Here is an 18981-nt window from a genome sequence, read left to right on the forward strand (position 1 = left end):
GTGTCTGGCGGCCGCTGCCCAAAGCCCTGGTCAAGCTTCCAAGCTCATCTTCCGCCTTCTTGCCGTCAAATTTGGTCAAAGGAAGGCGTGTACCGCGCAAACTCCGACTTTCCGAGTAAGACACTATTATGGTTAATAGATCGTTAGTGCCGGACTGTGACAGCAAGCTTATATTTGGGAGATTTTGTTCCATGGATTACTTGACCGGAGCTGAAATCCGGCCGCCCGAGCGCTCATCCTGCGGCGCGGGAATTCCTTCACACAAAACTCAAGTTTTGACAAGCGTCGATTTTCAGGCGATTCGAACCTAAAGCGGCCTGCTGCCTTCCAGGAATTTCGCCGCCAGCGTTTCCGGCAGCCGCCTCGGCCGGCCCTTGGCGTTGATGACGGCGATGATCACCTTGGCGGCGATCAGCAGCGTCTCGCCCGAACGAATCTGCTGGTTGAGCACCATCTTGGCGCCGCCGGCCTTTTCGGTGTGCGTCAGGATCGTCAGCACGTCGTCCATGCGCGCCGGGCTTTTGAAGTCGATCTCCATGCGATGGACGACGAAGACGAGGCCCTCCTCGTCGGCGCTGACCAGCTCACGCTGCTCGACGCCGAGACAGCGCAGATAGTCGGTTCGGCCGCGCTCCAGGAAATGCAGGTAGCGGGCGTGATAAACCAGGCCCGAAAAATCCGTGTCTTCATAATAGACCCGCTGGACGAGGCGATGCCCCGCCTCCGTCAGCTCTCCCGAAATGGAAAAAGGGCGTTCCGTCATAATTTTCTCCAAACTCAGGTGCCCTCTTTGGCGCAACGCTTCGCGGCAGGCAAGCATTGAATGCCCGGCAGGCCGGCATTGAATGCGCCGCCGACAGGCATTGAATGATTGTCATAATTCCTAACTATTCCCGACAATGAGCGACCGATCAGGAGACGATACGATGAAGATTGCGGTTATGGGTGGAGACGGTTTCATTGGTTGGCCAACCTCGCTGCATCTCTCCGACGCCGGTCACGACATCCATATCCTCGACAATCTCTCGCGCCGCTGGATCGACACCGAACTGGGCGTCCAGTCGCTGACGCCGATGGATTCGATCCAGGAGCGCACCCGTATCTGGCATGCCGAAACGGGACGCCGCATCCACTTCAACCTGATCGATCTTGCCAGGGATTATGAGCTGCTGAAGAAGTGGCTTGCCGAAAACCGGCCCGATGCCATCATCCATTTCGCCGAACAGCGCGCCGCGCCCTATTCGATGAAGAGCGACCGCCATAAGAACTACACCGTCAACAACAATGTCAGCGCCACGCATAACCTCCTGAACGCGCTGACAGAGCTCAATCTCGACGCCCACCTCATCCATCTCGGCACCATGGGCGTCTACGGCTATTCGACGGTCGGCGCCGCAATCCCCGAAGGTTATCTGCCCGTCGGCATCGAAACCGCGGGCGGCGAGAGGGTCAGTCAGGAGATCCTCTATCCCTCCAATCCAGGCTCGATCTACCACATGACCAAGTGCCTGGATCAGCTTCTCTTCCAATTTTACGCCAAGAACGACGGACTGAGGATTACCGACCTGCACCAGGGCATCGTCTGGGGCACCCACACCGAGCAGACGCGCCGCCACGCGCAGCTCATCAACCGTTTCGATTACGACGGCGATTACGGCACGGTGCTGAACCGTTTCCTGATCCAGGCCGCGATCGGCTATCCCCTGACGGTGCACGGCACCGGCGGCCAGACCCGCGCCTTCATCCACATCCAGGATTCGGTGCGCTGCATCGAGCTGGCGCTGAAGAACCCGCCCGCCCGCGGCGCCCGCGTCGAGATCTTCAATCAGATGACGGAGACCCATCGCGTGCGCGACCTCGCCGAGATGATCGCCAGGATGAGCGGCGCCAAGATCGCCTGGCTGCCCAACCCGCGCAAGGAAGCCGCCGAAAACGAGCTGATCGTCCGCAACGAAAAATTCCGCGATCTCGGCCTCGAACCGATCACGCTGGAAGCGGGCCTGCTCGGCGAAATCGTCGACGTGGCGAAAAAATTCGCCTATCGCGTCGACCGCTCGCGCGTTCCGGCCGTCTCCGCCTGGACCAAGGACATCGCCGCGACGCTCGACCACGATCCGGAAGGCAAGCGGCTGAAGTCGGTGTCGTGAGCGAGGAATGGGGCAAATTGAAAGACTCAATCAGAACTCCCTCATTCCTGTGCTCGTCACAGGAATCCAGCCACGGCGCGTCGGCGCCGTGAATAACTCCGACCGACTGTCAAAAGAATCTCTCGCGCCCACGGACGTGGGCGCACTGGATTCCTGTGACAAGCACAGGAATGAGGGAGAATGTAGAGGCGCGCGGCGCCGATGACCTCTACCCCAAACCTTGCCTACGTCACCCTCGTCACCAACGCCGACTACGCCATGGGCGCCACCGCCCTCGCCCGTTCCCTGCGCCGCACTGGCACCACTGCCGATATCGTCATCCTCCGCACCGGCGGCGTCGATGCAGCCGCCCTCGCCCCCTTGGAAACCCTCGGCTGCCGCCTCATCGAAGTCGAGCATCTGCCACTGTCGGATGCCTTCAACGAGCGCCACGCCCGCGGCAATCTCCATTCCGCCGCCCCCTTTACCAAGGGCCGCAAGCCGGATTTCCATTCGCCGCTCGACAATTTCTGCAAGCTCAGGCTCTGGCAACTCATCGAATACGAGCGCTGCGTCTTCATCGACGCCGATGCCCTGGTGCTGAAGAACGTCGACAGGCTCTTCCTCTACCCGGAGTTTTCCGCCGCTCCCAACCTCTACGAAAGCCTCGCCGACTTCCATCGCATGAATTCCGGCGTCTTCGTCGCGACACCCTCGCATGACACGTTCCGGCACATGCTCGAAAAGCTCGACCGGCCTGATGCCTTCTGGCGGCGCACGGACCAGACCTTTCTGGAGGCTTTCTTCCCGGATTGGCACGGACTGCCGGTTTATTTCAACATGCTGCAATATGTATGGTTCACCATGCCCGATCTTTGGGACTGGAAGAGCATTTCGATCCTGCATTACCAGTATGAAAAACCGTGGGAAAGAGATCATCCCAAAGCGGCGCAGCTACAACCTTTGATCGATTTATGGCATCGTTTCCATGATGATGGCGACGTACCGGAGATTGCGACGCTGGCCAATCCGGAAGGGACGGCATGAAAGTATTGGTATCCGGCGGAACGGGCCTCGTCGGCCGTTATGTCGTCGAGGAACTGCTGGCCGCCGGCTATCAGGTGATCGTCGGCGGACGCCGCGCGCCGATGCCTCGCCTCTTCTCCCGCCCGGTCGAGTTCGCAGCGCTCTCCCTCGATCCCGACAAGGATCAGATCGATATCTTCGACGATGCCTATTTCTTCGTCCATGCCGCCTTCAGCCATGTCCCCGGCAAATATCGCGACGGCGAGGGTAACGATCCGAAGACCTTTCAGAAGCTGAACCTCGACGGCACCGTCCGGCTTTTCGAAGCCGCCAAACGCGCCGGCACGCGCCGTTGCGTCTTCCTGTCCAGCCGCGCAGCCTACGGCGATCATCCGCCGGGAACCGAACTTGCCGAAACGATGATGACCGAGCCCGAGACGCTCTATGGCAGGGTGAAACTCGACGCCGAACGGGCGCTCGCCGACCTCGCGGCACCCGGTTTTGCCGGCGTGAGCCTGAGGGCAACCGGCGTCTATGGCGATCTCTTTCCGAACAAATGGGAAGGCCTGATCGCCGATTACCTCGCCGGCCGGCCGGTTGCCGCCCGCGCGGGAACGGAGGTTCACGGCCGCGACCTCGGGCGCGCGGTGCGGCTGATGCTGGAAACGGAAAGCACCCGCATCTCCGGTGAGATCTTCAATGTATCCGACATATCGGTCGACACGAACGATATCCTTTCGCCCATCCGCCGCGAGACCGGCTGTCGATACGCGCTGCCGGCTCCCGCCGACGGAACGGCGCTCAATCCCATGAGCACGGCAAAAATCCGCGCGCTCGGCTGGTCGCCCGGCGGAGCGCCGCTGTTCGAGGAGACGATGCGGCGGCTGGCCGCTCAGCTGCCGGCCTCCCCGCACAGGTCCACGCAAGTCTGACGTTGCAGGATGCGCCCGAATCGTCATCGGGGGCCGATTTATCGTCGGGGGGATTGTCCATGCAGGTTGCAACCACCTCCGCTTCCGTCATTTTGCGCGGCACGTCTTCGGCAGCGGAAACATCCGCCACCGGAAGCGAAGCCGATCAGGGCGTGCTGAAGCTGCAGCGCACGACCCAGGCGCTGCAGCAGCTGCGGCAGGCCCTGGCGAACTCGGGAGACGAAGCCAAGGCGCAGGCGCAACGCAAGCTCGAAGAGGCCAAGCAGGAGTTGGAGATGCTGAAGAGCTCCAACATGCCTCCCGAAGTGGTCGCGCGTCTGGCGTCCGAGCTGGCCCGCAAAGTCGGCACCGCCGCCTCTGAATTTGCTTCATCTGTCGCGACCGGCGCCACGGCGACTGCCGTTCCCGCGGATGCAGCCACGGATTCTGCAGCCGCGGCCACGAGCGGCGCCGATGCTGCGTTGACGGACACGACGGTGGAAACCGCCGCGCCGGAACCGACCGACGCCGCTGAAGCGCGCAAGGCCTATGAGAGCACCGCTGAGGATAGCCCGAAATTTTCAGGCATCTCGGCCGATGATCGCGAGGCGATGGAAGAGTTCAAGGAAGTCGTTCGCGAACTCAAGCAGCTCCTCGAAAAGGCGATGCGCGAGCTGCGCCAGCAGGCTGACACCAATACCGTTCCCGATATGGCAGCTCTCTCCATCAGCACCGCAACGATACCGACAAGCATCATCGTCTGACCAACCTCGTGCGGCAGGACGGGAGAGGAACCGGCGCGTGCTTGTCGCACCCGGCATTGCATCGGGCACCGAGCCGTCTATGCTCGGCCGACTTCCCATAACGGCAGATCCAATGACCGCTAGAGAATTGAAAGCGCAATTGCGCAACGAACGGCTGGCCGCACGCGACGCCATCCCCGCCGAGGAACGCGCCTCCAAAAGTCTCGCCATGGCCGACCACGCCGGCGAGGCGGTCGGCTTCGCGCCGGGCACGGTTGTTTCCGGCTTTCTGCCGATCCGCTCGGAGGCCGATCTCAGGCCGCTGATGGCGCGCTTTGCGGCGCGCGGCGCGCGGCTCTGCGTCCCGGCGATCCTCGACAAGCATACCATCGTCTTTCGCGAACTGGCCGAAGACGGGCCGCTTGTCGCCACCGGTTTCGGCACGGTCGGCCCGACCGGGGACGCCGCCGTTCTCGATCCCGAAATCATGCTGGTGCCGCTTTCGGCCTTCGATATCAGAGGTCATCGCATCGGCTATGGAGCGGGCTACTACGACCGCGCCATCAGCCGTCTCAGAGAGAAAGGACTGCATCCGAAGCTGATCGGCATTGCATTCGACTGCCAGGAAGTGGCACATGTGCCCGATGAGCCGCATGACATAAGCCTGGATGCCATCCTGACAGAAAGCGGCCTTCGCTTTTTTGCCTCTTGGATTGGATAGGGAATGCGGCTGCTTTTTCTGGGTGACATGGTCGGCAAGACGGGACGCACGGCGGTCTGGGACCGTCTCCCCGGCCTGATCTCCGACCTCAAGCTCGATTTCGTCGTCGTCAATGGCGAGAACGCCGCCGGCGGCTTCGGCATCACCGAAGACATCTTTCTGGAAACGATCAATGCCGGCGCCGACGTGGTGACGACAGGCAATCATGTCTGGGACCAGAAGGAAGCCGTCGCCTTTGCCGGGCGGCACGATCAATTCCTGCGGCCGGCCAATTATCCGCAAGGCACGCCCGGGCGCGGTTCCGGCCTTTTCTATGCAAGGAACGGCGCGCGCGTGCTCGTCGCCAACGTCATGGGCCGGGTGTTCATGCATCCGGAACTCGACGATCCCTTCAAATCGGCGGAAGCGATCCTCGATGCCTGCCCGCTGAAGGAGCAGGCCGATGCGATCATTTTCGATTTCCACGCGGAAGCGACCAGCGAAAAGCAATGCTTCGGCCATTTCGTCGACGGCCGCGCCAGTTTCGTCGTCGGCACCCACACGCATGTGCCGACAGCCGACGCGCAGATCCTGAACGGCGGCACCGCCTATATGTCGGATGCCGGCATGTGCGGCGATTACGACTCTTCGCTTGGCATGGATAAGGAGGAGCCGCTCAACCGCTTCATCTCCAAGATGCCGAAGGGCCGCATGGAAGCGGCGAGCGGTCCCGCGACGATCTGCGGCGTGGGCGTGGAGATTTCCGATGCCACCGGGCTGGCCGAAAAGATCGCGCCGCTCCGGCTCGGCCCGCGCCTGGCCGAAACGGTGCCGGAGTTTTGGCGGTAAAGCACCCGCTCCACACGCAAATGTGAGCGTCCGTGGTCTGGACCGCTGCGACCTCATGCCGCATCCTCCGGCCGCCAATTCAAATGATCGAGCGTCCTTAGCGCGCCCTTCGGGCGCGCGGCGCTCTCAGTGAAAGCGCCGGAGGGATGGCATGAAGCCGCGATATCTTATCCTCGCTATCGCATGCCTTGCGGCCTCCGCAGCGTCAGCCCCTGCCGGGGCGCAGGAACAGCGCAAACCCGCCAGCCAGTGCCAGGCGATCGCCGAAAACATCCCCAAGGCGACCTTCGCAAGCTTTTCCGCCGCCCCGCCGATAATATCGGCCGTCTCCGAGGGCGAGGACGTCAAATTCAACTATCTCGGCCACTCCACCTTCGAGATCGACACGCCGGCAGGGATCATCATCGCGACAGATTACAATGGCTGGTACAGGCCGATGACGACGCCCGATGTCGTGACCATGAACAAGGCCCACACGACCCACTTCACCCTGACGCCCGATCCCGGCATCAAGCATGTGCTGCATGGGTGGAGCGATGTCCCCGGCGAGAAGGCCAACGTCAATCTCGTCGTCGGCGATGCCTATATCCGCAACGTCACGACGGATATCCGCTTCAGCTACGGCCTCGGCGGTTCGCAGGAGGACGGCAATTCCATCTTCATCTTCGAGGTTGCCGGCCTCTGCATCGGCCATCTCGGCCATCTCCATTACGAGCTGACGGATGCGCATTACACCGAGATAGGCCGCCTCGATGTCGTCATGGTGCCGGTCGACGGCGGCCTCACCATGGGGGCCGACAGCATGAGCCGCGTCATCAAGCGGCTGCGTTCGTCGCTGATCCTGCCGATGCATCGCCGCGGCCCTCCGGTCAACGCCTTCGTTTCCATGTTCGGCAAGGATTTCGATATCGCCTACGCCCCCGATGACAGCATCACCGTTTCCATGCGCACCTTGCCGAAGAAGCCGCTGATCTATGTGATGAAAGGCGTGCAGTAACGGGGACCTGCAATCAGGCGAATTGCAGGTGCCGTTTGACGCCAACGTCGGGCATCTTGTCGTCGTCGAGATTGGCCTTGGCGATTTCCCAGCCGAATTTGAGCGTGCTGGCGGTAGAGACCCAGATCTCGGCATCGTCGACATGCAGGGAAAGCATGGTGAGTTTGGGATCTTTCTTGCCGCCGTCATACCAGGCGGCCACCATCGAACTCCAATATTCCTCGATCTTGGCAGGGTCGGGACGCACGTCGATCATGCCGGCAAGGCAAGCATGATAGTCGTGATCCCTGCCGATGACGCAGAAATGCGCGCGGCTGCCGGGCTTGATGGCGCGGACGATATCGGCGTCGGTCTTGGTGTAGAACCAGATCGTATTCGTGGTCGGATCGGCGTGGGGGGCCATCGGCTGCATGTGCATATCAAGCCCGGAAATGCCGAGCATGCCGGCATGAACATCGTTGACCTGATCCCAAAGCTGACGTGCCGGTTGTTCCCGCGCCTCGCTGAGACTTGCCATGACCGTTCCTTTCCATTGAATGAAGTTCGGTTGAAACGTCATCCCCTGGCCTTTGTTCCGAACTGCTTTTTCCTTGAACGGCTGCCGTTTCGCTCTTATAAGGCGGCCCATTCCGAACAATGAGACGTGAACAGGGGTGCCATGGCTGGCCATTCACAGTTTAAAAACATCATGCATCGCAAGGGCCGTCAGGACGCCGTGCGGTCGAAAATGTTCTCCAAGCTTGCGCGCGAAATCACCGTTGCCGCCAAGGCCGGCCTGCCCGACCCGACGATGAATGCCCGCCTTCGCCTGGCGATCCAGAACGCCAAGGCCCAGTCCATGCCGAAGGACAATATCGACCGCGCCATCAAGAAGGCAGCCGGCGCCGACGGCGAAAACTACGACGAAGTCCGCTACGAGGGCTACGGCCCGGGCGGCACGGCGATCATCGTCGAGGCCTTGACCGACAACCGCAACCGCACCGCCTCCAACGTCCGCTCGATCTTCACCAAGGCCGGCGGCGCTCTTGGCGAAACCGGTTCCGTTTCCTTCTCCTTCGACCATGTCGGCGAAATCACCTACAAGCTTTCGACGGGCGACGCCGACAAGATGATGGAAGCCGCGATCGAAGCCGGCGCCGATGACGTCGAGACCGACGAGGAAGGCCACTACATCACCTGCGCCTTCGAAGCCCTCGGCGAAGTGTCGAAAGCCCTCGAAACAAGCCTGGGCGAAGCCGAAACCGTCAAGGCCGTCTGGCGCGCCCAGAACAACGTGCCCGTCGACGAGGAAAAGGCTCAGTCGCTGATGAAGCTCATCGACTCGCTCGAAGACGACGACGACGTGCAGAACGTCTATTCCAACTTCGAGGTCTCGGAAGAGGTTCTGGCGAAGCTCTCCGCCTGACTTTCTCGAATGATCCTATTAGAAAACCCGGCCATGACGCCGGGTTTTTCTGTTTTTCGGGATGCTGTCTGCAATGCTACGCGGCGGCCCGCATGAAGTTCCCAAGCCCTGCGAACAGTTCCACCGACCTCAGCCGCGCCTCGATGTCGTGGATCGGCATCGAGATGATCACCTCGTCGGCCTCCGTTTCCCGGAGGAACTCCGTCAGCTTCGCCTCAGCCGTTTTCGGCGAACCCACCACGGCATAACGCAGCGTGTGTTCGACGTTCATCTTCTCCATCGGCGACCAGAAGCCCTCCATATCGGTGACAGGGCGCGGGAACGGCCCGCGGACATTGCGGCGCAGGTTGACGAACTGCTGCTGGGCGGACGTGAAATGGTATTGCGCCTCCTCGTCCGTTTCCGCCACCGCCCCCATGACGCCGACCATCACATAGGGCTTGTCGAGCGTTGCCGAAGGCTGGAAACGGTCGCGGTAAATCGCGATGGCATCGAGCAGCATGTCGGGCGCGAAATGCGAGGCGAAGGCGTAGGGAAGCCCAAGCATGGCGGCAAGCTGGGCGCTGTAGAGGCTGGAGCCGAGCAGCCAGATCGGGATATGCGAGCCATTGCCTGGGACCGCGAGGATCGCCTGGTTCTCGACCGGCGTGCCGAGCAGCTGCTGCAATTCCACCACGTCGTTCGGGAAGCTGTTCGCGCCGGCCTCGAGATTGCGTCGTAGCGCCTGCGCCGTGCGCATGTCCGTTCCCGGCGCACGCCCGAGGCCGAGATCGACGCGGCCGGGAAAGAGCGCCTCCAGCGTGCCGAACTGCTCGGCGATGACAAGCGGCGAATGATTGGGCAGCATGATGCCGCCGGAGCCGATGCGGATGCGCTTCGTCGCCGCCCCGACATGGCCGATGACGACTGATGTGGCGGCACTGGCGATCCCCGGCATGCCGTGATGTTCGGCAAGCCAGAAGCGTTTGTAGCCGAATTCCTCGGCCTTCTCGGCCATCCGCGCCGAACTCTCGAGGGATTGGCGCACGGTGCTGCCTTCGGCAACGGGGGAAAGGTCGAGTATGGAGAAGGGAACCATGGGGAACCTGCCGGGCAGTTGACGGATGCGACCTATGTAGGTTCCCGCTTGCGCCATTCCAAACCATGCGCGCAAACAAAAGGGCCGCGCGAAGGCGGCCCTTGTGAGGTATCTGAAGCGGTGGCTTACCGGTGACGGCGCAGCACATGCACCTCGGCGCTCGGCGCGTGATGGCCCTGCGGCAGCGTGAAATTGCCGAGCTGACGGTCCATTTCCAGGGCTTCGGTCGCCAGCCGGTGGATCGCCTCCGTCGTCTCCTCGACCATCGAGGCGTTCTGCTGCGTCATCGCATCGAGTTCGGCGACGGCGCTGTTGATCTCGCGCAGCGTATTGGCTTCCTCGCGGGTCGATTCCATGATCTCGTTGATCTGCCCGTTGATCGCCTCGACATGGCCGCCGATGCCCGTCAGCGCAAGGCCTGCCCGTTCGACCAGCGCCACGCCGCTTTCGACCTCATGCGTCGATTTCTGCAGCAGGCTGGAGATTTCCTTGGCAGCACTCGATGAACGCTGGGCGAGCTCGCGCACTTCCATGGCGACGACGGCAAAGCCCTTGCCCGATTCCCCGGCGCGCGCCGCCTCGACGCCGGCGTTGAGCGCCAGGAGATTGGTCTGGAAAGCAATGTCGTCGATGACCGATATGATCGTGTTGATCTGACGCGAGGAGGTCTGGATCGCCTCCATCGCCGCGATCGTCTCGCGCATGATCTGGCCGGAACCGGTTGTCTCCTTCTTGGCGTCGCGCGCGATGCGCTCCGCCTGCTCGGCCCGCTCGATCTGCCGGCGCACGGACTGGGTGATGGCGCCGATCGCATTCGCCGTCTCGGTGATCGAGCTGGCCTGGCGCTCGGTGCGCCCGGCAAGCTCGTCGGCGCCGGTGCGCATCTCCTCGGAACCGGCGCGTACCGCCATCGAGTTGCCGCCGATCGCCGTCATGGTTTCGCTCAGCGTCGCGAGCGCCTCATTGAAGTTGACGCGCAGGCTTTCGAGTTCGTTCGGGAAGCGGGTATCGATCTGATAGGCGAGATCGCCGCTCGCCAGATGGTGCAGACCCTCGTCGATCGCCTCGACCACCTGCTGCAGCGTCTTCGCCTCGGCCTCGCGCTCGGCGAGGTTCTGCTGGCGGTCGTGCTCGGCCTGCAAGCGCGTCTCTTCGCTCGCGGCTTCGAGTTCGCGGCTTTCGATCAGCGATTGGCGAAAACGAGCGAGCGCGTTCGCCATCGTGCCGATCTCGTCCTTGCGGTTCAGGCTGCCGATCTCGCTGTCGAGCTTGCCGTCGGCGACGTCGCGGGTGACACCGGCAAGCCGCGCCAGCGGCGAAAACAGGAAATTGGTGACGAGCCCGGTTGCGACCGCCATGACGACGAGCACACCGACACCGATCATCGTCAGCAAGGTGGCGATCTCGATCGAGCCGGCGTTCAGTTCGCTGAGCAGCACGCTCTCGACCACGAGGAAGCGGTCGCCGCGATAGTCGATGCCGCGGACATAGGCGCGGGCCGCGCCATCCGCCCTGTCGAAATCGGCCACCGTCATCGCGGAGCTGGCAAGCGCGTCCTTGATGAAGGTGAAGGGTGTCACATCGAGCGGCGCAAGCCTGCCGTTCGCATCGAGACCGACCGCAGACCCATCGCCGGAGACGATCGCCGCCCGCGCCGTGCTGCCCTGAATGATGCCCTTGGCAAGGATGCCGGTGACGATGTCTTCGCGCACCTTGAAGAGGATGATGCCCTTGGCCGCTCCGAGCTTGACGATCGGCACGGCATAGAAGATCGCCGACTTGCCGCTGGCGGCATCGACGCGCAGGCCGGAAAAACCCGTTGGCGCCGCGTCATCGGTCGCCTTGGCGGTATTCTCGATCGCCTTGGCGAAAGCGATGCCGGCCCCCGTTGCCTTCCAGGCGTCCGACTTCAGGTTCTCGGCGAAATCGTCCTCCTTCTTGTAGGAATAGAGGACGGTGCCGTCGAGATCGGCGATCAGCAGATCGCTGAAGGCGGTGTCTTCGAGGTCGCGGGCGACTTCGCCCTGCGTCTGCTCATGGTTCGAATAATAGAAACCGCTCGGCCCTTCCGGCTTCATCAGCTTCTCGCGCTGGTCGACCGGGTTCGGATTGCCCGTGATGAAAACCTTCTTCAGCTCGGCGCGGGCATCGCCCGAAGTCTTCTGGATTGTCTTCCAGCCGCTCTTCAGGCTGGTGATCGACATCTGCAGCGCCTCGATGCGCGCGATGGAATTGGCCTGGTTCTCGAGCTGCGCCAGTTGGTCCTGCAACATGTCGCCACGGAAGATCAGCACGCTTTCCTTGGCCTTCAGCGCCTGCTCGTCGGAGATGCGGCTGCTGGCGAAATAGGCGAGCACGTCGATGACCGCGATCGACAGCACGGTCATCAGGATGAATGTGGCAATGACCTTGAAGGACAGGGACTGAAATCTCTGAGCCATATACGACGAACCCTCTGAACGGCGCCTGCCAGCGTGGACGCACGAGATGCGCCCGCTGGCTGATCTATAGACAGAACATCGGGAGCTTATTCTTTGCAGAACAAACCCCTCTCACATTCGATGAACTAGAATTCGGGCATCTCTTTTAATTCGCGGTAAATGACGCGCCCTAAAACCACGGGTGTTTTTGTTTTGTTCACATATCGATGGCACTTATTTCGCAATCGCTATAGGTTGAACCATGCAAAATACGATTCGCATCATCGGTATCGATCCCGGTCTTCGCCGCACCGGCTGGGGAATTATCGATACATTAGGCAATTCCCTGAAATTCGTGGCATCGGGCACGGTGACGTCAGATGGCGACATGGACCTCGCCTCCCGCCTCTGCCAGCTGCATGACGGTCTCGCCGACATCGTCCACGCTTACAAACCCGATGAAGCCGCCGTCGAACAGACCTTCGTCAACAAGGACGCGGTGGCGACCCTGAAGCTTGGCCAGGCCCGCGGCATCGCCATGCTGGTGCCGGCGCGCGCCGGGTTGCCGGTCTCCGAATATGCTCCCAACGCGGTGAAGAAGGCGGTCATCGGCGTCGGTCACGGCGAGAAGCACCAGATCCACATGATGTTGAAGATCCTGATGCCGAAGGTCGAATTCAAGGGCGACGACGCCGCCGATGCCTTGGCGGTCGCCATCTGCCATGCTCACAATCGCGGCGGCCACCGGATGCGTCAGGCGCTGGCCGGATAATATGTTCTTGACTTGTTCTCGCTCGATGATAAGTAATACCTCAGAGGTATTACCATGCGCGTGACGGAAAAAGGGCAAGTGACCATTCCCAAGGACATCAGGGACCGCTTGAAGATCGGCCCGGGATCCGAGGTCGATTTCATTGCGGATGAAAAGGGCGCCCGGCTCGTCGTTCTGTCCAGCCGCACGGAGTCATCGCAGGATGATTTTGAATCCTGGCTCGGCAGCATGAGCGGCACTTTCGACACCGGCGGCATGACGACGGATGAATTCATGGAATGGTTGAGGGGGCCGCGTGATGACCTCGGTCCTCATTGATACGAACATTTTCATCGACATTTTCGGCCCGGAGAATCCTTTCAGGAAATGGTCCGCACGAGCGCTGAGCTCATTACGGCCGGATTCGCAATTCATCATGACGCCGGTCGTCTGGGCGGAACTGGCAAGCATGACCCCGCGCGAGGAAACCCTTGCATTTCTCCTGTCGCGGTTAAATCTCATGCGCGAAGCCTTGCCGTTTTCCGCCGCTTATCGCGCAGGCATCGCACATGCGCAGTACAGAAAGAATGGCGGCCTGCGTGAGCGGACCCTGCCCGATTTCTTCATCGGCGCGCATGCTCTCGTTCGATCGCACCGCCTTTTGACACGCGATGGCGGACGCTACAGCTCGTATTTCCCTGAGTTGGACATCATTTCTCCCGAAACGCATCCTTGAGAGACCGCGCCCCATGATCGGCAAGCTGAAAGGCACCATAGACGAAATCGGCGAAGACTATGTGCTCGTCGATGTGCACGGCGTCTGCTACGTCGCCCATTGCTCGGCCCGCACCCTGTCCAAGCTCGGCTCGGCGGGCGAAGCCTGCGTGCTGTTCATCGAGACCTATGTGCGCGAGGACCAGCTGAAGCTCTTCGGCTTCATGAGCGCATTGGAGCGGGAATGGTTCAACCTGCTCCAGAGCGTCCAGGGCGTCGGCGCCAAGGTCGCGCTTGCCGTGCTCTCGACGCTGACGCCAGGCGAGCTTGCCAATGCGATCGCCCTGCAGGACCGCGCCGCCGTCTCCCGCGCGCCGGGCGTCGGCCCGAAAGTGGCGATGCGTCTCGTGACCGAACTCAAGAACCGCGCACCGGCCTATGCCGGCGAGGCGATCAATATCGCTCTCAAGCAGGAACTCGGCGAAGGCGTCGCCGCCGCACCGGTCGCCGATGCGGTATCCGCTCTGACCAACCTCGGCTACAGCAGAGATCAGGCCGCAAATGCCGTTGCCGCGGCGATGAAAACGGCCGGCGACGGCGCCGACAGCGCCAAGCTGATCCGATTGGGATTGAAGGAATTGGCGCGGTGATTTCCTTGAATATATCATAATTCCTTACTAAACTCGGATGGTAAGGAGATCGGCATGAATATCTACTACGGCACGATGACATCGAAAGGCCAGACGACAATTCCGGCGGAAGTACGTGAATTGCTGAATCTGAAGTCCGGCGACAGGATCCGTTACATCAATCGCGATGGTGAAATCATCATGAAAGCCAAGAACAAACGCGCCATCGACCTCGCAGGCAAATTTCACGATCCAAACAGGCCGGCGATCACTTTGAAGGAAATGGATGAGGCGATCGGAGAAGCTATCGCCGATCATGTGATGAGTGCAGGATGATTGGCCTCGACACCAATATCCTGCTGCGCTTCCTTCTGAAGGATGACGCAGCCCAGACGGAAAAAGTCACAGCGCTCTTTGGGAGCCTCTCCGATACGACACCCGGCTACATCAGTTGCATCACGCTGATGGAATGCGCGTGGTTTTTGAGACAGCGGATCAAGTTGAAGAGAGAACAGATCATGGAGGCGATTTCGGATTTGTTGGACTCTGCCGATCTGATCCTTGAAGATGAAAGGGTCATCGAGGAGACACTCGGAATCATGGCGCGGACAAATGCGGAATTTGCGGATGTCTTCATTGCTCTTCGCAATCGCGACGCCGGCTGTATGGCAACTAAGACATTCGACGCCCAAGCGGCAAAAACCATACCTGGCATGGAGCTTCTTTCATGAGCGAACCCGCCCGCCTGATATCGCCGGAAAAGCGGGGCGAAGACCTTGATGTGACGCTGCGGCCGCAATCGCTGGACGAATTCACCGGCCAGGCGGAAGCACGCGCCAATCTCAAGATCTTCATCGAGGCGGCGAAGAACCGCGGCGAAGCGCTGGATCATGTGCTCTTCGTCGGCCCGCCCGGCCTCGGCAAGACGACGCTGGCGCAGATCATGGCGAAGGAACTCGGCGTCAACTTCCGCTCGACCTCAGGCCCTGTCATCGCCAAGGCCGGCGATCTCGCCGCGCTCCTCACCAATCTCGAAGAGCGCGACGTGCTCTTCATCGACGAGATCCACCGCCTCAACCCGGCCGTCGAGGAAATCCTCTATCCCGCCATGGAGGATTTCCAGCTCGATCTCATCATCGGCGAAGGCCCTGCCGCCCGCTCGGTGAAGATCGACCTGTCGAAATTCACCCTGGTCGCCGCCACCACCCGTCTCGGCCTGCTGACGACGCCGCTGCGCGACCGCTTCGGCATCCCGGTGCGCCTGAGCTTCTATACCGTCGAGGAACTGGAACTGATCGTGCGCCGCGGCGCACGGCTGATGAACCTGCCGATCACCGAAGAGGGGGCGCGCGAAATCGCCAGGCGCGCCCGCGGCACGCCGCGCATCGCCGGCCGGCTGCTGCGGCGTGTACGGGATTTTGCCGAAGTGGCAAGGGCCGAGGCCGTCACCCGCGAAATCGCCGACGAGGCTCTGACCCGCCTGCTCGTCGACAATGTCGGTCTCGACCAGCTCGACAAACGCTACCTCAACATGATCGCCGTCAATTTCGGCGGCGGCCCGGTCGGTATCGAAACCATCGCCGCCGGCCTTTCCGAGCCGCGCGACGCGATCGAGGACATCATCGAGCCCTATATGATCCAGCAGGGTTTCATTCAGCGCACGCCACGCGGCCGTGTTCTGACCGCAATCGCGTGGAAGCATCTGGGAATGCAGCCGCCCAAGGATCTGGAGGCGGCGCAGTTCCGGCTGTTCCAGGAGGACGACTGAGTGATCACCCGCCGCGGATTTTTCAAGGTTCTCGGCGGCAGCGTCGCAGGCGTCATGTCGCTCGGCGGCTACGCCTTCGCCTATGAACCGCTGGCGCGACTCAGCATCACCCGCTACCGGCTGACGCCGCCGGGATGGACGCCTGGCCTGAAGCTCCGCATCGTCGCACTCGCCGATCTCCACGCCTGCGAACCCTGGATGTCGGCAAGCCGCATCGCCGCGATCTGCCATAGGGCCAACGAACTCGAAGGCGACGTGACCGTCCTGCTCGGCGATTATGCCGCCGGCATGAACATGGTGACGCAATACGTGCATTCCAGCCAGTGGTCCAAAGCGCTCGCCACCCTGCAGGCCCCGCTCGGCGTCCATGCGATCATGGGCAACCATGATTGGTGGGAGGACCGGACCGCCCAGACGAACGGCGGGATGGAAACCTTCGGGCACCGGGCGCTTGCCGCCGTGGGCATCCCTGTTTACGGCAACCGCGCCGTCCGGCTCGAAAAGGACGGTCGCGGCTTCTGGCTTGCAGGGCTCGAAGATCAGCTGGCGCTGCTCCCCGGCCGGAAGTGGGGCCGCAAGCGCATGACCGGCCTCGACGATCTCGATGGAACGATGGCCCAGGTCACAGACGATGCGCCCGTCATCCTGCTTGCCCATGAGCCCGATATCTTTCCGCGCGTGCCCCAGCGCGTCTCGCTGACGCTGTCGGGCCACACCCATGGCGGACAGATCCGCTTCCTCGGCCGTTCGCCGGTCGTCCCCTCGCGTTACGGCAATCGCTACGCCTATGGCCATATCGTCGAAGACGGGCGTAATATCATCATCTCCGGCGGCCTCGGCTGCTCCATCGCACCGATCCGTTTCGGCGTGCCGCCGGAAATCGTCGTGATCGATTTCGGATAGAATAACATGAGCAAGCGCACTCTCATTCGCCTGACTGCGGGCGCTGAGCGTTTCAATTATCGTATCGCCGGCCTCGGCTTCCGCGATGGGCATGTGCTCGTCCACCGCGCCGTGCATGAGCCCTTCTGGACCTTCCCGGGCGGCAGGGCGGAAATCGGCGAAACCTCGGAGGAGACGCTGAAACGGGAGATGATGGAAGAACTGGGTGTCAACGTCACCGTCTCCCGCCTGCTCTGGGTGGTCGAGAATTTTTTCCACTTCGAGCAGCGCGACTGGCACGAACTCGGTTTCTATTATCTGATGGAGATCCCGGCGGAATTCCCCTTTCGGTCGCACGAGATCATCCATCGCGTCGAAGACGGCAACAACCATCTCGAATTCAAATGGGTGTCTGCGACGCGCACAGCCCTGACCGCGCTCGACATACCGCCCTATTTCATCGCTGATGAAATCGAGAACCTGCCGGCAGCGCCCCGCCATCTCGTCTGGCGCGACGGCAATCTCGATGACGAGGACTGACGCGAGATCGGGATCCGATCTCGCTGCATCTTAGCTTACGACGGCGGAAATGTTTGGCAGGTGGTTACAGGATATGGCAGAATAGAACCATGAAAAACACAGTTGAGATTGCAGAAGACCTTAGCCGCCGGATCGACATGCTGGCCGAACGTTCAACGTTGACACGCGGGCAAATCATCGAGGATGCTCTGGCCCATGGCCGTTCTCTGGCGTGGCAGGAAAAGTGGATTGCAGGCGTTCAGGCCGGGATCGAGGACGCCGACAGAGGCGAGTTTGCTACCGACGAGGAAATCGCCACCGTATTGAATAAATACAGTCAGGCGTAACGTGCGCATCGTCTGGACGAGGCGCTATCTCCAAGAACTGTCCGCCATCGGCGATTACATCGGGGAACGCAATCCGCGCGCGGCTACCCGCGTGATGAATGACATCCACACAAAGACCGGCAAACTCCTGTCAGCAAATCCGTTCATTGGCCGCCATGGTGAGATCAAAGCACCCGTGAACTCGTCATTCCGCAAACGCCCTACATCGTGGCTTATCGTGTTCGGGAAGAACATGTCGAAATCCTCTTTGTTCAACATGGCGCGCGGGAATGGCCGGATGAGGTTTGATTTCAGGAACCATCTTGCCGATGAAGCGAGGCGATCGGCGCGTCCGACGATTTTTAAGTCTTGCAGATTCGCCAGGTAAATCTGCGGGAGGGTTGGCTGCAACGGGCCGCCTGCTCGACCGACCAGTCGATCATGCGACTCCGCTTGAGCCAACAGAACGCTTCAATCTAACCCGGAAAAGCTCTACCTTTCCAGCAGCGACTGAAGAGGAGATGCGCCGATGCCGACCTTCGATCCCGTCAGGTCATTTCGCAAACTCGCCTATAACAATGCCCTTGCCAACCGCCGCCTGCTTCAGGCCTGCGCGGCATTGAAGCCCGGTGAATTCGAAGCGCCGCGCACGAGCTTCTTCCCTTCGATCAAGGAAACCCTGAACCACATCGTCACGGTCGACTGGTTCTATGTCGACGGGATGGAGGGCGGCACGCTCGGTTTCCAGGCCTTCGAAGTCGACGAGCCCTTCGATGACGTCGCATCGCTGGCGCAAGCGCAGGCAGAGGTCGACCGGCGCCTGATGGCGCTGTGCGAAGCCCTGACGCCGGAGAAGCTGGCATCGACCGTCCGTCTCCATCGCGGCGACCGCATCCAGGAGGAGCGAATGGAAGACGTGCTCTCACACCTCTTCCAGCACCAGACCCATCATCGCGGCCAGGTACATGCGATGCTCGCGGGCACCAGCGTCGCTCCGCCGCAGCTCGACGAATTCATCGTCGCCGACGACGCCAGATTTCGCGGCAGCGAAGTCGCGGAACTCGGCTGGAGCGAAGAGACGATCATGCGTTAGAGCGGTTCAGCTTTTCACGGAAGCGCATAACCGCTCTAAGTTTT

General features: G+C 61.4%; 23 protein-coding genes and 1 pseudogene. 20 read left to right on the forward strand and 4 right to left on the reverse strand.

All coding sequences use genetic code 11. The annotated features are described in order from the left end of the window. Window positions 1-307: 307 nt before the first annotated feature. Window positions 308-763: a tol-pal system-associated acyl-CoA thioesterase gene (gene ybgC, locus QD408_RS05525; RefSeq protein WP_085779323.1), complete on the reverse strand. Its 456-nt coding sequence runs from the start codon at window positions 761-763 to the stop codon at window positions 308-310. A gap of 163 nt (window positions 764-926) precedes the next feature. Between ybgC and QD408_RS05530 the strand changes: the two genes are divergently transcribed. The 7 genes from QD408_RS05530 to QD408_RS05560 all read left to right on the forward strand — a co-directional run bounded on the left by QD408_RS05530 (window position 927) and on the right by QD408_RS05560 (window position 7352). Further along, window positions 927-2147 (forward strand): NAD-dependent epimerase/dehydratase family protein, encoded by a 1221-nt coding sequence (locus QD408_RS05530; RefSeq protein WP_414138601.1) that lies wholly within the window; start codon window positions 927-929, stop codon window positions 2145-2147. A gap of 201 nt (window positions 2148-2348) precedes the next feature. Beyond that, complete coding sequence (locus QD408_RS05535; protein ID WP_414138602.1) at window positions 2349-3173, forward strand: glycosyltransferase; 825 nt, start codon at window positions 2349-2351, stop codon at window positions 3171-3173. Further along, a complete protein-coding gene (locus tag QD408_RS05540; protein WP_414138603.1) occupies window positions 3170-4084 on the forward strand; it encodes an NAD-dependent epimerase/dehydratase family protein in 915 nt (304 codons plus the stop codon). Before QD408_RS05535 ends, QD408_RS05540 begins: the two co-directional genes overlap by 4 nt. A gap of 59 nt (window positions 4085-4143) precedes the next feature. Next, the gene (locus tag QD408_RS05545; protein WP_088682785.1) at window positions 4144-4827 is read left to right on the forward strand and encodes a hypothetical protein; all 684 of its coding nucleotides are present in this window, start codon (window positions 4144-4146) and stop codon (window positions 4825-4827) included. A gap of 112 nt (window positions 4828-4939) precedes the next feature. Then, complete coding sequence (locus QD408_RS05550) at window positions 4940-5527, forward strand: 5-formyltetrahydrofolate cyclo-ligase (RefSeq protein ID WP_414138604.1); 588 nt, start codon at window positions 4940-4942, stop codon at window positions 5525-5527. Between the two features lie 3 nt (window positions 5528-5530). Next, window positions 5531-6355 (forward strand): TIGR00282 family metallophosphoesterase, encoded by an 825-nt coding sequence (locus QD408_RS05555; protein WP_088682787.1) that lies wholly within the window; start codon window positions 5531-5533, stop codon window positions 6353-6355. 151 nt (window positions 6356-6506) lie between these two features. Beyond that, a complete protein-coding gene (locus QD408_RS05560; protein WP_414138605.1) occupies window positions 6507-7352 on the forward strand; it encodes an MBL fold metallo-hydrolase in 846 nt (281 codons plus the stop codon). A 13-nt stretch (window positions 7353-7365) separates the two neighbouring features. Here QD408_RS05560 and QD408_RS05565 read toward each other — a convergent pair whose 3' ends face one another. Then, window positions 7366-7869: a pyridoxamine 5'-phosphate oxidase family protein gene (locus tag QD408_RS05565; RefSeq protein WP_414138606.1), complete on the reverse strand. Its 504-nt coding sequence runs from the start codon at window positions 7867-7869 to the stop codon at window positions 7366-7368. Between the two features lie 141 nt (window positions 7870-8010). On the opposite strand from QD408_RS05565, the gene QD408_RS05570 reads away from it, so the two are divergent. Continuing rightward, on the forward strand, window positions 8011-8757 hold the full coding sequence (locus QD408_RS05570; protein ID WP_414138607.1) for a YebC/PmpR family DNA-binding transcriptional regulator: 747 nt from the start codon (window positions 8011-8013) through the stop codon (window positions 8755-8757). Between the two features lie 76 nt (window positions 8758-8833). Here QD408_RS05570 and QD408_RS05575 read toward each other — a convergent pair whose 3' ends face one another. Beyond that, window positions 8834-9835: an LLM class flavin-dependent oxidoreductase gene (locus QD408_RS05575; protein WP_414138608.1), complete on the reverse strand. Its 1002-nt coding sequence runs from the start codon at window positions 9833-9835 to the stop codon at window positions 8834-8836. A gap of 125 nt (window positions 9836-9960) precedes the next feature. After that, on the reverse strand, window positions 9961-12276 hold the full coding sequence (locus QD408_RS05580) for a methyl-accepting chemotaxis protein (protein WP_414138609.1): 2316 nt from the start codon (window positions 12274-12276) through the stop codon (window positions 9961-9963). A 241-nt stretch (window positions 12277-12517) separates the two neighbouring features. Between QD408_RS05580 and ruvC the strand changes: the two genes are divergently transcribed. The 12 genes and pseudogenes from ruvC to QD408_RS05640 all read left to right on the forward strand — a co-directional run bounded on the left by ruvC (window position 12518) and on the right by QD408_RS05640 (window position 18937). After that, window positions 12518-13027, forward strand: a complete 510-nt coding sequence (gene ruvC, locus QD408_RS05585; protein WP_414138610.1) for a crossover junction endodeoxyribonuclease RuvC — start codon at window positions 12518-12520, stop codon at window positions 13025-13027. A gap of 54 nt (window positions 13028-13081) precedes the next feature. Further along, window positions 13082-13345 carry an AbrB/MazE/SpoVT family DNA-binding domain-containing protein gene (locus QD408_RS05590; protein WP_414138611.1) on the forward strand — a complete coding sequence of 88 codons (264 nt, stop codon included), beginning with the start codon at window positions 13082-13084 and terminating at the stop codon, window positions 13343-13345. Then, a complete protein-coding gene (locus QD408_RS05595; RefSeq protein WP_414138612.1) occupies window positions 13326-13742 on the forward strand; it encodes a type II toxin-antitoxin system VapC family toxin in 417 nt (138 codons plus the stop codon). The genes QD408_RS05590 and QD408_RS05595 overlap by 20 nt, the downstream gene beginning before the upstream one ends. A 13-nt stretch (window positions 13743-13755) precedes the next feature. Beyond that, complete coding sequence (gene ruvA, locus QD408_RS05600) at window positions 13756-14370, forward strand: Holliday junction branch migration protein RuvA (protein WP_088682795.1); 615 nt, start codon at window positions 13756-13758, stop codon at window positions 14368-14370. Window positions 14371-14424: 54 nt separating this feature from the next. Next, window positions 14425-14685, forward strand: coding sequence for an AbrB/MazE/SpoVT family DNA-binding domain-containing protein (locus QD408_RS05605; RefSeq protein WP_088682796.1), 261 nt, complete (start codon window positions 14425-14427; stop codon window positions 14683-14685). Beyond that, window positions 14682-15080 (forward strand): PIN domain-containing protein, encoded by a 399-nt coding sequence (locus QD408_RS05610; RefSeq protein WP_414138613.1) that lies wholly within the window; start codon window positions 14682-14684, stop codon window positions 15078-15080. Before QD408_RS05605 ends, QD408_RS05610 begins: the two co-directional genes overlap by 4 nt. Beyond that, window positions 15077-16117 (forward strand): Holliday junction branch migration DNA helicase RuvB, encoded by a 1041-nt coding sequence (gene ruvB / locus QD408_RS05615; RefSeq protein WP_414138614.1) that lies wholly within the window; start codon window positions 15077-15079, stop codon window positions 16115-16117. The genes QD408_RS05610 and ruvB overlap by 4 nt, the downstream gene beginning before the upstream one ends. After that, window positions 16118-17020: a metallophosphoesterase gene (locus QD408_RS05620; protein ID WP_414138615.1), complete on the forward strand. Its 903-nt coding sequence runs from the start codon at window positions 16118-16120 to the stop codon at window positions 17018-17020. Between the two features lie 6 nt (window positions 17021-17026). Beyond that, a complete protein-coding gene (locus tag QD408_RS05625) occupies window positions 17027-17539 on the forward strand; it encodes an NUDIX hydrolase (protein ID WP_414138616.1) in 513 nt (170 codons plus the stop codon). A gap of 89 nt (window positions 17540-17628) precedes the next feature. Next, window positions 17629-17865, forward strand: a complete 237-nt coding sequence (locus QD408_RS05630; RefSeq protein ID WP_088682801.1) for a CopG family ribbon-helix-helix protein — start codon at window positions 17629-17631, stop codon at window positions 17863-17865. Between the two features lies 1 nt (window position 17866). Then, a pseudogene (locus QD408_RS05635) lies at window positions 17867-18153 on the forward strand (type II toxin-antitoxin system RelE/ParE family toxin). Window positions 18154-18373: 220 nt separating this feature from the next. After that, window positions 18374-18937, forward strand: coding sequence for a DinB family protein (locus QD408_RS05640; protein WP_414138617.1), 564 nt, complete (start codon window positions 18374-18376; stop codon window positions 18935-18937). Window positions 18938-18981: the final 44 nt, after the last annotated feature.

This window comes from Rhizobium sp. BR 249, from assembly GCF_047445895.1.
In the GTDB taxonomy this organism is placed as follows: domain Bacteria; phylum Pseudomonadota; class Alphaproteobacteria; order Rhizobiales; family Rhizobiaceae; genus Rhizobium.